Here is a 12254-nt window from a genome sequence, read left to right as displayed (position 1 = left end):
GGGTTGCCATGCTTGATTCTGGAACGCAGGAAGGCATGTGACTTGATTTACATCAGAACCAGGGACGCTAAGGTCATACCAGGTGCTTGCTCGATGCCTGGTGGCGCTGGCCTTGCCTGCTGCCCATTGGTCCAAGTCAAATCAAACGCTGGAGCGCCTGATGAGCGGACAGGTCAACGGGGTCGTCGTAGTCACTCCTTGACCGCCAGCACACTGCCCGGCACCGAATACAAGGCACGCTCCGTCGTGCTGCCAATCAAGCGCTCAAGACCGGCGCGGTGCACAGTGCCCATCACCACCACATCGGCCTCGAATTCGTCGATGAATTCCTGGATGACCGGCACCGGCAGGCCAACGACGAAGTGCCGGCGCTCCGCCGGTACGCCACAGCGCTCGGCCAGGCTGATAAGCGCCGCATGCAGCGATTCGCGCAGGGCGTCGGCAAAGTCGTCATCCCAGGCACCGGCCAGCAACGAGGCTTCGCCATTGAAGGCCGGCGACAGGTCGCAGGCGTACAACAGATGCAACGAAGCGTCGCACTGCCGGGCCAGCGAGGTGGCCGTCTGGACGATTCGCTCATTCAAGGCATTGGCCTCGGGATCCGAGGGGTCCACCGCAGCCACGACCCGCCGCGGCAAGCTGTGCACCGCCTGGTTGACCAGGTGCACCGGCACCGGACAGTCACGCAACAAATGACAGTCAAGGGGCGTGGCGAACACGCGCTTGAGCAAGGGTTCAAGGGTAACGTCCTTGATCAGCAGGTCAGGCTTGAACTGCTCGACGTAGCGCAGGATTTCCAGCAACGGATGGAGCGTCCACACCACGTGAGTCGTCACATCCAGGCCTTCCTCCTTGAGCAGCGCCGCCTCTTCTACCATCCAGCGACGATAGCGGTGCAAATAGCGCTGCACGCTCGCTTCATCGATTTTTTCACCCCATAAGTGGGTGCGGGCCGGTGGCTGGACGAACGCGCACAAGTGCAGCGCAGCCCCGCTGGCCCGGGCCAGGGCACAGGCCCTGCGCATCGCCGCAGAAGGATGCAGGTCGGGTTCGACGATCAATAGCAGACGCTGGTATTGCCCCATCGCACACCTCCATCGGATTGCCCATACGAAATCCAAAACCTTGCAGCGGCCTTTTCCGGCACGATCTTCAGCGTGCGCCCATCAAGGCCCCGGACGGTTTGATCTGAATCAAAGGCAGGGCAATCGACGGACGGATACGCGGGCACTGATCCAGATCAGAATCGATCGCCGTGGCGGGCGTAGAACACTATCGAATGCGTAGCTTTTTATCGCACCGCACGTGTACATCCGAGGGAGGATCGCACCATGCTCACTGTCAAAGACCACAACGAACGCGCCGCTGCCCTGTATGCCAGCATCAGTGGCAAACACTGGATCCAGGCACTCAAGGACGGCCGGCATGTCTTGATCCGGCCACTCAGGGAGCAGGATCGCCAGCGCGAATACGACTTCATCATGCGCCTGTCACCGGAGTCCCGACACATGCGCTTTCTGGCGCAGATCAATGAGCCAGGCGCGGCGTTGCTCGATAATTTGATGGACGTCGACTGCAAGACGCGCATGGCCTACATCGCCCTGGTCCATGACAACGGCGAGTTGATCGAGATCGGGGTCAGTCGCTATTGCGCGACCCAGGAACACGAATGCGAGTGCGCGGTGACGGTCGCCGACCCTTGGCAACACCTGGGGCTGGGGACGTTGCTGATGGAGCACCTGATCGACACCGCGCGTAAAAATGGCTACCGCCAGATGTACTCCGTCGATGCGGCCAGCAATGCCCCGATGCGGGATTTGGCCCATAGCCTGGGTTTTGAAACCCACAGCGATCCCGACGACACCCGGCAGGTCATCCACCGGCTCTACCTTTAGTTCCGGACGCTGCGCGAGGCCTTGGTATGGCCTCGCACAGCGTTGATCCCGTCACGCTTGCGGCTTGATCGCCAACACGCTGCAGGGCGCCCGTTGCAGCAGTAACTCGGCGGTGGTACCCAGGCGCTTGTCCAGGCCACGATGCGCCGTGGTGCCCATGACGATGACATCGACCTGGTGATCGGCGGCGAACGTGCAAATGCTGTTCAGCGGCGCTCCTTCGATGAAGTGGCGCTGCTGCGGTGCGACCCCATGCCGCTCGGCCAGGGACTCGAACACCTCATGCTGGGCCTGGCCCAACACTTCATAGAGCCCGGTGGCCAGGGGCAGCGCGCCAATGCCCATGTCCGAGGCGTAGACAGCCGTCCAATCGAAGGCGTGCAGCAACTCGACCTGGGCATTACATTGTTCCGCCAGTTTGACCGCGGCGTCGACGATCTGGTCGTTGAACACCAGATCCTGCTCCTCGCTGCGCAGCACATCGACAATCGCCAGGACCCGCCGAGGCCGCGGGTGACGCGAATCCGTGACCAGATGCACCGGCACCGGGCAGTCACGCAGCAAGCGCCAGTCCAGGGGTGTGAAAAACACCCGTTTCATCGCCGGTTCCGGCTGCGCGTCCTTGATGATCAACGCCATCGGCATCTCCTTGACGTATTGCTGCAAGGCTTGGAAGGCATCCTTGCTCCACACCACCTCGCAGGTCACCTCGACGCCGTGCCGGCGCGCCAGTTCGGCCTGTTGCCACAGCCAATGCCGATGGGTTTCCAGATAACCCTCACGCGCTTGCTTGACCTGTTCCGGGGCGAACAGACCGGCCACCGAGAGCAACTCCAGGTAGTCGAACGCCACAATATGCAGGGGCAGGTCTAGCGCCAGGGCCAACTCGGTGGCGCGGTCGAACGCCGGCGTACGGATCATGGCGTCAGGCGCCAATAACAACAAACGTTGAGTCTGGGACATGGAACACCTCGGCACGTGGCGACAGCCACTTAAAGGATTGAAGGTTCCAGAATGGACGCCTGCCCGAGACAGGACTTGATCTTCATCAAACAGCCATCATTCAGGCTGACAAACTCGGGAGCAGCAGCCCCGCCCACATCGCCAGCGTGACCAACACCTGGCCGGGAATCACATACCCGGCGAACCTTCGCCCGCCACTGAGCCAGGCGACGACGCATTTGCTCAGGGAGTTGCTGCTCAGCGCCATCAGCACCGGGACGGCGACGCCGTCGAAGGGCAACAACCCGCCCTTGGCCAGGGACGCGATGGAGGCTGTCGAAGCATGGGCGTCGAGCAACCCGCTGAAAATCGCGGTGACGGTCACCCCGGCCTGGCCAAACGCATCGAGCATCGCCGACGAGAGGACGGTGATACCGGTCATTGCCAGAACCATGGTCAACGCCAGCTTGAGGCTGAAGGCACCGCCGTGTTTGATGGGCTCATCGGCCCGCGCCCTTGGACGGGGAAACATCAGCAGGCCGGCATAGAGCAATACCATCAGCATCCCGCACACCAACGGCCCCCACATCCATCCCAACAGCGCGGGGTCCACCGCCGCGAGGATCAGGCCCATTTGAGTCACCGTCGCCAGATTGGATAACATCGCCGCAGCGCTCACCACCTTGAGATTGATCGGCTCTTTGGCCGCGATACCGCCCATGGTCGCGACAGTCGCCGTGGCAGAAGCAAACCCCGAGGCAATCGCACTGAGGGCGTAGCCATAGCGGGTCCCCAGGGTTCGAACCGCGACATGCCCCAGCGCACCCACCGCCATCAGCATGACGGTGAGGGTGCACAGGTTGCGCAGATTGATTGCGTCATAAGGCCCGAGGAATCGATCCGGCGCCAGCGGAAGCACGACCAGCGCGGCGATCAACAGCACCAGGCCATCGCGCAGCTCGGTGGCAGTCAATTGGTTGCGGGCAAAGTGGTGCAACGCCTGGCGGCTGGCGAGCAGCCCGGCAATCACTACGCCAATCGCCGTCGCCAGGCCCGGGGCGCTCGCACAGAGCGCACCCAGTGCCAGTACCGCGAACAACGCCACCTCGCTGGTAATCCCCGGGTCCTTGTCGAGATTTCGCCAATAGGCCACGGTCACCAATGCGCCCAGGGCGAGCGTCATGCCCCCCAGCAACAAGGGACCGCCCGCCTGGACCGCCAGGTAGCCGAGCACGGACGTGATGGCGAAGGTGCGCAGGCCGGCGAAGTCGCGACGGTCGCCCTCGCCTTTGCGCCGTTCGCGCTCGAGCCCCACCAGCAGGCCGATTCCCAGCGCGGCGGCGGCATTGGCGAAAGCCAGGGTTTCAGTCATGGTCACGGCTCTCTGGCGCTGCCTGCGGTTGTCACTCAATCCAAAGGCCCGAGCCGGCTGCGCTCGTGCCCTGGGGCAACTGATCATGCTCAAACATAGCGCGATTGCCGCGCCGCTGCCGCCTTCAATGCAACGCTTTGAAGCGTGTTTGATGCAAATCAAGTTACCGGGCGCCATGACGCCCATGATCAATGACAGACACCACGCCGCGCGAACCGTCGCCCGGCGCCAACAGGTCCTTGCCCGGGAGGTTTGTCATGTCTACGCAATCACGCTTGATGCTGGTCGTCTCGCCACTGATGGAGCACAGCCCGGCGTTCGACCGGGCGGCCGCGCTGGCCAAGGCCGAAGGCGCGGCACTGCATATTGTCGCTTTTGACTACCTCGAAGGCCTGGCCACGGCGGGCCTGGTAAACGAACAAGCACTGGAGCAGATGCGCCTGGGCTACATCGAGCGCCATCGGCAGTGGCTGGAAGAACAGGCCAGGCCACTGCGCAACCTCGGTATCGAGGTCACGACAGAAGTGACGTGGGTCGAGCGCCCCTTGCAGGAAATCCTGGTCCACCTCAAGGAAGCGCCGATGGATGCGCTGATCAAGTCGGTGGACCCTGAGTCATGGTTTTCCCGACTGATGTTCACACCGCTGGACGTGCACCTGCTGCGCGAATGCGCAGTTCCACTGCACTTCGTCAACAAGGTCGCCCACGCTCGTCCGCGCAAGATCCTGGCCGCCATCGACCCGTTCCATCAGGACGGACACTACGAAGGCCTCAATGACCGTATCCTGAGCGAAGCCAACAAGCTGGCCACCCGCTGCGACGCGACGCTGGAAGTCGTCTACGCCTATGACCTTTCGTCCATTACCGCCGCCGAATACGGTTTCGGCAACGGTTCGATGTTCTTCTCCTCGACCCTGGCCCGCCAGCTCTACGAATCCCAGGGCGCCGCCTTCGATGCACTGGCCGAACGCAACGGCATCGCTCCGGACCAGCGACGCATGATCATGGGTGACCCGGCCAAGGTGTTGGCGAGCTACGCCGCATCCCATGACATTGATGTCATCGTCATGGGGCGCGTGCGCTACGGCAGCCTGGACAAGCTCATCGGCAGCACCGTGGAAAGCCTGCTGTACAAAATGCCCTGCAGCCTGTGGGTGATTGCGCCGCAGCAGATAGGCTGAAGGCAGTCCTGTGCCGATGGCCTGTAGAACAACCGCACCGTACCCACAGGAGTGCGGCTGATGAACCGACCGAGCAACATACCAGCGGCGCACCCGACAACGCCCTCGCAGGGCCTGGCCTGGTACACGTTGCCCGCCGGACAGGCACTCAAACACCTGGGTGTCGATGAGCAAGCCGGGCTGGACATCGCCGACGTCCAGGCCCGGCTTGAGCGTACGGGTTTCAACCGGTTGCCAGCGTCAGCCCGGCGGCCGGCGTGGCAGCGATTTCTGCTGCAATTTCATAACATCCTGATTTATGTACTGCTCGGTTGCGCTGCAATCACCGCAACGCTGCAACACCTGTGGGACACGGTGGTCATTCTTGCCGTCGTGGTGGTCAATGCGATCATCGGCTATGTCCAGGAAGGCAAGGCCGAACAGGCCATGGACGCCATCCGCAACATGCTGGCGCCCCGGGCAACGGTGATACGTGCCGGCGAACGCCTGGGCATCGCAGGCGAGGAACTGGTGCCCGGCGATATCGTCTTGCTGGAGGCCGGCGACAAGGTCCCGGCGGATCTGCGCCTGCTGCATGCCAATCGGCTCCAGGTCCAGGAAGCCATCCTGACCGGAGAATCCGCACCGACTGAAAAAAATACCGAACCGGTGCGCATCGAAGCAGCCCTGGCTGATCGTGCCTGCATGGCCTTCAGTGGCACCCTGGTGACCTGTGGCCAAGCAACAGGGGTCGTCGTCGCCACCGCAACCTCGACTGAAATCGGGCGCATCAGCAACCTGCTGTCGGCAGTGGAGCCGCTGACGACGCCCCTGATACAGCAAATGGACGTCTTCGCCCGCTGGCTGACGCTATTGATTTTGCTGATCGCCGGTCTGCTACTCGCTTATGGCCACTTTGTCGGGCATTACGTCTTCACCGAGATATTCATGGTCGTGGTGGGCATGTCGGTCGCGGCCATACCCGAGGGGTTGCCCGCCGTACTCACCATCACCCTGGCGGTGGGCGTGCGGGCAATGGCCCATCGCAACGCCATCGTTCGGCACCTGCCGGCCATCGAAACCCTGGGCTCGGTATCGGTCATCTGCACGGACAAGACCGGCACCCTCACCCGTAACGAGATGATGGTGGCGTCCGTCGTCACCAGTGACCTGACCTTCACGGTCGACGGGGTCGGCTATCAGCCTTCGGGCAACATGAACCTTGCCGATCAGTTGATCGACACCTCTCACCACCCGGTGCTAGCCGAACTCGGGCGCGCGACCAGCCTTTGCAATGACGCGAGCTTGAGGCAGCACGAAGACGCCTGGAAGGTCGAAGGAGACCCCATGGAAGGTGCATTGCTGGTGTTTTGCGCCAAGGCCGGCATCAACGGTGAAGAGGAACGCGGCACTTGGGCGCGCACCGATGCCATTCCGTTCGACGCTAAACACCGCTTCATGGCAACGCTGCATCACAACCATGACCGACAAGCCGCGATTTATGTCAAAGGCGCGCCGGAGCAGATTTTGACCATGTGCACATGCCAGCGTAGCAGCACGGGGGCAACGGCCCCGCTCGATACCGACTATTGGCACGCGCAGGCCAATGCCATCGCCCGCAAAGGCCAACGCGTGTTGGCGCTCGCCGTCAGGTCCGTCCCGCCCGAACACGCCATCCTGGAATTTGCCGATGTGCAAGGGACACTGACCTTGCTTGGCCTGGTCGGGATGATCGACCCGCCCCGCCCGGAAACGATCCAGGCGATCAAGCAATGCCAGGCGGCCGGCATTGTCGTGAAAATGATCACAGGGGACCACGTCGGCACCGCCTGCGCCATCGCTGATCAGATCGGCCTGGACAACCCCGACAAGGTACTGACGGGCATTGACCTGGACGCAATGAACGATGCAACCCTCAGGGAATCGCTCAAGCAAGTGAACATCTTCGCGCGTACCAGCCCCGAACATAAGCTGCGGCTGGTGACGTTGCTGCAACTCAACGGCATGACCGTGGCCATGACCGGCGACGGCGTCAACGACGCGCCAGCGCTCAAGCGCGCAGATGCCGGCATCGCCATGGGCGGCAAAGGCAGTGAAGCAGCCAAGGAAGCCGCGGACCTGGTACTGGCGGACGATAACTTCGCCTCTATCGTCGCCGCTGTGCGTGAAGGCCGGACGGTCTATGACAACATCAAGAAAGTGCTGAGCTGGACGTTACCCACCAACGCGGGCGAGACAATGACCCTGATTGTCGCGCTGCTGTTTGGCCTTACATTGCCAGTCACGGCGATACAGATCCTGTGGATCAACCTGATTACCGCCATCACGCTGGGTATCGCGCTGGCGTTCGAACCGACCGAAGACAACACCATGCGCAGGCCACCGCGCTCACGACAGGAGCCGTTGATCAGCGGCGCATTGGTCTGGCATATGGTGCTCGTTTCCATTCTGTTCCTGTGCGGTGTCTACGGCATCTTTACCTATGCCCTGGACCGAGGCTACTCCGTCGAACTGGCCCGCACCCTGGCGGTGAACACCTTGGTCGTGATGGAAATTTTCCACCTGTTCTTTATCCGCAATCTCTACGGCACGTCACTGACCTGGAAGGGCCTTCGGGGTACGAAGGTTGTGTGGACGACCGTCGCGGTAGTGACCGTCGCTCAATTCGCCATCACCTACGCGCCGCCGCTGCAAACCGTGTTCGCCACCCAAGCGGTGCCCTTCATGGATGGACTGCTGATCATCGCGGTGGGCATTGCGCTGTTCGCCATCATCGAAATTGAAAAACAGCTTCGACTGCGTTTAAGCGAGTCCGATCGTCAACCGTGACGATCCCACTCCCCGCGCCACCAGCCTGCAAGGAACTGAATCATGAACGCATCCAGACTCGCCGCCCTCGCCCTGACCGCGGTGCTTTTGCCCACGCTGAGCTTTGCCCAGCAAGCCACCGACGCCGCCAAGGCGCCCCCGCCGTCAATGAGCGTTGAGCAATTCGACCAGCAGATGGCGACGGCCCAGGAAAACCTGAAAAAAATGCAGGAACAGATGACCCAGATCCAGAACACCAGCGATCCGGCGCAACGCCAGAAGCTCATGCAAGATCACCAGGCCACGATGCGGCAAAGCATGCAGACGATGAATGGGATGATGGGGTGTTGCGGGGCAGGCATGATGGGCGGCCACATGAAGGGGAACGGCCCGATGATGGGCTGGAAACAAATGGGCAGCCACTATTCCCGGATGACGCCTGAGCAGATGAAGCAGCACCAGTACATGATGGACAGGTACATGGGCATGCAACAGATGATGATGGAGCAGATGATGCAACAACAGCAAATGAGCCCGCCAGCTCGCTAGGCCGGCCCCCAGGACTGCCCTACTCACCTGCCGCGTCGGCAGGTGAGTTTTCTTGATCACCGTCCGGCCATCGCCGGGCTTCTCATCAGGCTTCAGTGCAACAACTTCAACCCACCGGCAAGCGCAAGAGCCACCAGGCAGGTCCAACCTGAAAACATCCTTCGCCAGACAGGCCTGCGGGGAATGAACCCCACGCCCCTGACAAACGCCACGCTCATGGCGATAAACAAGGCCGTTGCCAAGGCATGGTCGGCTTTCCCGTCCGGCGCCGTCATCAGTGGCGGGTAGAGCGAGCAGGCCAACATGATCGTCACCGCGACCGCCAGACTCAGCCGGTGAAGCCGTGACGAGGGCTGGCCCGCTGCGACATCCGGCGTCATGGCTGCCCCTCGTCACGGTCGCTCATGGCTCGACCGGTCTCGTTCTCACCCCACATCGCATTGAGTATCGCCAGCAGCAGTGCGAAACCGACTCCCAGCATCCAGGCGAAATACCACATATTGCTTCACTCCTCTGTCGACACTAGTACGCCGAATGCTCGTTGGCGTTGATCTGGGTGGCCGTGACCTTGCCGCGCATGACGCGATACGCCCAACCGGTATAGATCACGATCAACGGCATGAAGAACAACGTGGCCCAGAACATGATGGCCAGGCTCAAGTGACTGGAAACACTGTCCCACACGGTCAGACTGGCCGCTGGCATCGATGACGACGGCATGACAAAGGGGAACATCGATACCCCTGCCGTAGCGATGACACCGACCACCGCAAGCGATGACGCAACGAACGCGCAAAGGGTACGGCGCCTCATCAGCAACAGCGCCGCACCGGCTGCGCCGGCCAGTCCAAGCACGGGCAGCAGCCACAGCCAAGGATAGCGACCATAGTTGGCCATCCAGGCCCCCGACTCCCTCACGACCGACTTGCCGAGAATGTCAGGCAACCCGGCGGTATCGACGAGCGACGTGATGCGATAGCCCTCGATCCATTGCAACCAGACACCCGCTACCACAAACGAACACACCAGCACGATCGCAGCGCCCACCGCGCCTTTTATCGCCCGGGACTGAATACTGCCCTCCGTACGATGGGCCAGGTACGTGCCCCCCTGCAGCGTAATCATGGCGCTGCTGACCACACCGGTCAGCAGCGCGAAAGGGTTGAGCAACTGCCAGAAGCTGCCGGTGTACGTTGACACCAGGTATTGATTGAAGTGAAACGGTACGCCCTGCAACAAGTTGCCAAACGCGATGCCGAACACCAGCGGCGGCACGGCCCCACCCACGAAAAGCCCCCAATCCCAGGTACTGCGCCATGTCGGATTGTGGATTTTGCTGCGGTAGTCGAAACCCACCGGACGGAAGAACAACGCCCAGAGCACCAGGATCATCGCCCAGTAGAATCCGCTGAATGCAGTGGCATAGACCACCGGCCATGCGGCGAACAAGGCGCCGCCGGCCGTAATGAACCAGACCTGATTGCCATCCCAGTGCGGGCCCACGGTGTTGATCACGACGCGACGTTCCATGTCGTTGCGACCGACAAACGGCAGCAGTGAGCCGACGCCCATGTCGTGGCCATCCATGATGGCGAAACCTATGAGCAAGACGCCGACCAGCGCCCACCAGATAATCTTGAGCGTGAAGTAATCAAGCATGGTGAAGCTCCTTCAACTTGGCGTCGTGGACATAACGACCTGTACCGAGGCTGCCGGGGCCCTGGCGGGCGAACTTGACCATCAGGAACATTTCCACCGCCAGCAGCACCGTGTAGAAAACGACGAACCCAGCCAGAGAGCCATACAGGTTATCGACGCTGAGGGTGGAAACGCTCATGTGGGTCGGCAACACACCGTAGATGGTCCAGGGTTGGCGGCCGTACTCGGCGACGAACCAGCCCAGTTCGCAGGCAAGCCATGGCGCAGGCAGCATCCAGAGCGCCCAGCGCAGCAGCCCGCGATGATGTGCGCCGCTGGATTTCAAGGTGCTCCAGAAGGCCAGCCCGAAAAGCACGAGCATGGCAAAGCCCAGGCCGACCATGATCCGGAACCCCCAGAACATCGGGGTCACCCGCGGTACGGTATCGTTCACAGCCTTGTCGATGATGGCCGGCGTGGCCTGGTTGACATCCTCGACGTACTTTTTAAGCAGCAGGCCAAAGCCCAGATCGGCCTTGTACGCTTCGAAGGTATCGAACGCGGTCTTATCGGTGCGATCGGCGCGCAGCGCTTCAAGCGCATTGACGGCGGTAATGCCCCGCAGAATGCGCGCGCGGTTTTTCGCTTTGATGTCATGAATCCCTGGGATCTGCTTGCTGACCGAGCGCGTGCCGATCAAGCCCATCACCCACGGCACATCGAACGCCCAGTTATTCCTGGACTCGGCTTCATTGATGCTGGCCACCAGCGTCAGGCCCGCCGGTGCGGGTTTGGTTTCCCACATGGCCTCCATGGCCGCCAGCTTGGTTTGCTGCGCCTCGCCCACCGTATAACCCGACTCATCCCCCAGTACGATGACGCTCAGCACAGAGGCCAGGCCGAAGGCGGCCGCCACCCGAAAGCTGCGCTTGGCGAACTCGACATCACGCCCCTTGAGCAAGTACCAACTGGAAATCGACAACACAAACATCGAGCCGGTGACATAACCGGCAGACACCGTGTGGACAAACTTGGCCTGCGCCACCGGGTTGAAGACCACGGCCCAGAAATCCACCATCTCCATGCGCATGGTGATGTAACTGAATTCCGAGCCCACCGGGTTCTGCATCCAGCCATTGGCGATCAGAATCCACAGCGCCGACAGGTTGGTACCGATGGCCATCAACAACGTGACCAGCAAATGATGTTCTTTCTTCAGGCGATCCCAACCGAAGAAGAACAAGCCGATCATGGTCGACTCAAGGAAGAACGCCATCAGCCCCTCGATGGCCAGCGGGGCCCCGAAGATGTCCCCGACGTAGTGCGAGTAATACGCCCAGTTGGTGCCGAACTGAAACTCCAAGGTGATGCCGGTGGTCACGCCCAACGCGAAGTTGATACCGAACAATTTGCCCCAGAAGCGAGTCATGTCTTTCCAGATGACATTGCCTGTCATCACGTAGACGCTTTCCATGATGACCAGCAGCCACACCATCCCCACGGTGAGCGGTACAAATAGAAAGTGGTACAGCGCTGTGGCTGCGAATTGCAGCCGTGACAGATCCACCAGTTGTTCTGAGATCACTTGCTTGCCCCTTGAGCCGAGGTGGGTACGCCGAACCTGTCACTGATGGTGTTCGAGTCGACGCTGACGCGCGAATCCTTGATGAACAGCCACCACAGCACCGTCAGCACGACCAGTTTGATCAGCACGGCTGTGAGCAGATGGCGACGCAATCGTTTATCGGAAATAGTCATGGGACATGCTGTAGCACGGCGCATGCCAACGCCCTGATATATTTTTTATTCTTATAAAGCAATGAGTTAGCGACAGACACCGAAGCTCATCGCTTGGTTTGGAGGGAGTAAAACCTGCCAAACTGCCAAGGG

The 12254-nt window shown here is 61.2% G+C and carries 12 protein-coding genes; 4 read left to right on the top strand and 8 right to left on the bottom strand.

Going from position 1 to position 12254, the window contains the following annotated elements; all coding sequences use genetic code 11:
• Nucleotides 1-191 precede the first annotated feature (191 nt).
• Nucleotides 192-1085: a universal stress protein gene (locus BLP82_RS02895; RefSeq protein ID WP_092165190.1), complete on the bottom strand. Its 894-nt coding sequence runs from the start codon at nt 1083-1085 to the stop codon at nt 192-194.
• A gap of 246 nt (nt 1086-1331) precedes the next feature.
• Between BLP82_RS02895 and BLP82_RS02890 the strand changes: the two genes are divergently transcribed.
• Entirely contained in the window at nt 1332-1895 is a 564-nt protein-coding gene (locus BLP82_RS02890) for a GNAT family N-acetyltransferase (protein WP_072347403.1), read from the top strand.
• 51 nt (nt 1896-1946) lie between these two features.
• On the opposite strand, the gene BLP82_RS02885 is transcribed toward BLP82_RS02890, so the two are convergent.
• Both BLP82_RS02885 and BLP82_RS02880 read right to left on the bottom strand, forming a co-directional pair.
• Entirely contained in the window at nt 1947-2858 is a 912-nt protein-coding gene (locus BLP82_RS02885; RefSeq protein WP_092165189.1) for a universal stress protein, read from the bottom strand.
• A gap of 100 nt (nt 2859-2958) precedes the next feature.
• Entirely contained in the window at nt 2959-4209 is a 1251-nt protein-coding gene (locus tag BLP82_RS02880) for an MgtC/SapB family protein (protein ID WP_092165188.1), read from the bottom strand.
• Between the two features lie 257 nt (nt 4210-4466).
• Here BLP82_RS02880 and BLP82_RS02875 point away from each other — a divergent pair, with 257 nt between their 5' ends.
• From BLP82_RS02875 to BLP82_RS02865, 3 genes are read left to right on the top strand one after another with little or no spacing between them, the layout of a single operon-like run.
• Nucleotides 4467-5390 carry a universal stress protein gene (locus BLP82_RS02875; RefSeq protein WP_092165187.1) on the top strand — a complete coding sequence of 308 codons (924 nt, stop codon included), beginning with the start codon at nt 4467-4469 and terminating at the stop codon, nt 5388-5390.
• A gap of 60 nt (nt 5391-5450) precedes the next feature.
• Nucleotides 5451-8198, top strand: a complete 2748-nt coding sequence (locus tag BLP82_RS02870) for a cation-transporting P-type ATPase (RefSeq protein WP_092165186.1) — start codon at nt 5451-5453, stop codon at nt 8196-8198.
• Nucleotides 8199-8240: 42 nt separating this feature from the next.
• Nucleotides 8241-8726, top strand: a complete 486-nt coding sequence (locus BLP82_RS02865) for a hypothetical protein (protein ID WP_092165185.1) — start codon at nt 8241-8243, stop codon at nt 8724-8726.
• Between the two features lie 92 nt (nt 8727-8818).
• On the opposite strand, the gene BLP82_RS02860 is transcribed toward BLP82_RS02865, so the two are convergent.
• From BLP82_RS02860 to cydP, 5 genes are read right to left on the bottom strand one after another with little or no spacing between them, the layout of a single operon-like run.
• Entirely contained in the window at nt 8819-9106 is a 288-nt protein-coding gene (locus BLP82_RS02860; RefSeq protein ID WP_092165184.1) for a cyd operon YbgE family protein, read from the bottom strand.
• A complete protein-coding gene (gene cydX / locus BLP82_RS02855; protein WP_092165183.1) occupies nt 9103-9225 on the bottom strand; it encodes a cytochrome bd-I oxidase subunit CydX in 123 nt (40 codons plus the stop codon). Before cydX ends, BLP82_RS02860 begins: the two co-directional genes overlap by 4 nt.
• Before the next feature lie 23 nt (nt 9226-9248).
• Nucleotides 9249-10385, bottom strand: a complete 1137-nt coding sequence (cydB, locus tag BLP82_RS02850) for a cytochrome d ubiquinol oxidase subunit II (protein ID WP_092165181.1) — start codon at nt 10383-10385, stop codon at nt 9249-9251.
• Nucleotides 10378-11949 carry a cytochrome ubiquinol oxidase subunit I gene (locus BLP82_RS02845; RefSeq protein ID WP_092165179.1) on the bottom strand — a complete coding sequence of 524 codons (1572 nt, stop codon included), beginning with the start codon at nt 11947-11949 and terminating at the stop codon, nt 10378-10380. Before BLP82_RS02845 ends, cydB begins: the two co-directional genes overlap by 8 nt.
• Complete coding sequence (gene cydP, locus BLP82_RS31130) at nt 11946-12122, bottom strand: cytochrome oxidase putative small subunit CydP (protein WP_014338536.1); 177 nt, start codon at nt 12120-12122, stop codon at nt 11946-11948. Before cydP ends, BLP82_RS02845 begins: the two co-directional genes overlap by 4 nt.
• Nucleotides 12123-12254 lie beyond the last annotated feature (132 nt).

It is taken from the genome of Pseudomonas sp. NFACC37-1 (assembly GCF_900101575.1).
In the GTDB taxonomy this organism is placed as follows: domain Bacteria; phylum Pseudomonadota; class Gammaproteobacteria; order Pseudomonadales; family Pseudomonadaceae; genus Aquipseudomonas; species Aquipseudomonas fluorescens_AA.
Note: the sequence above shows the minus strand (reverse complement) of the source record. Positions and strands in the feature narration are given on the sequence as shown.

What these genes read in the sequence shown, in the direction of transcription:
- BLP82_RS02895 (WP_092165190.1), bottom strand. Translation starts at nt 1,085, where the DNA reads ATGGGGCAATACCAGCGTCTGCTATTGATCGTCGAACCCGACCTGCAT.
- BLP82_RS02890 (WP_072347403.1), top strand. Translation starts at nt 1,332, where the DNA reads ATGCTCACTGTCAAAGACCACAACGAACGCGCCGCTGCCCTGTATGCC.
- BLP82_RS02885 (WP_092165189.1), bottom strand. Translation starts at nt 2,858, where the DNA reads ATGTCCCAGACTCAACGTTTGTTGTTATTGGCGCCTGACGCCATGATC.
- BLP82_RS02880 (WP_092165188.1), bottom strand. Translation starts at nt 4,209, where the DNA reads ATGACTGAAACCCTGGCTTTCGCCAATGCCGCCGCCGCGCTGGGAATC.
- BLP82_RS02875 (WP_092165187.1), top strand. Translation starts at nt 4,467, where the DNA reads ATGTCTACGCAATCACGCTTGATGCTGGTCGTCTCGCCACTGATGGAG.
- BLP82_RS02870 (WP_092165186.1), top strand. Translation starts at nt 5,451, where the DNA reads ATGAACCGACCGAGCAACATACCAGCGGCGCACCCGACAACGCCCTCG.
- BLP82_RS02865 (WP_092165185.1), top strand. Translation starts at nt 8,241, where the DNA reads ATGAACGCATCCAGACTCGCCGCCCTCGCCCTGACCGCGGTGCTTTTG.
- BLP82_RS02860 (WP_092165184.1), bottom strand. Translation starts at nt 9,106, where the DNA reads ATGACGCCGGATGTCGCAGCGGGCCAGCCCTCGTCACGGCTTCACCGG.
- cydX (WP_092165183.1), bottom strand. Translation starts at nt 9,225, where the DNA reads ATGTGGTATTTCGCCTGGATGCTGGGAGTCGGTTTCGCACTGCTGCTG.
- cydB (WP_092165181.1), bottom strand. Translation starts at nt 10,385, where the DNA reads ATGCTTGATTACTTCACGCTCAAGATTATCTGGTGGGCGCTGGTCGGC.
- cydP (WP_014338536.1), bottom strand. Translation starts at nt 12,122, where the DNA reads ATGACTATTTCCGATAAACGATTGCGTCGCCATCTGCTCACAGCCGTG.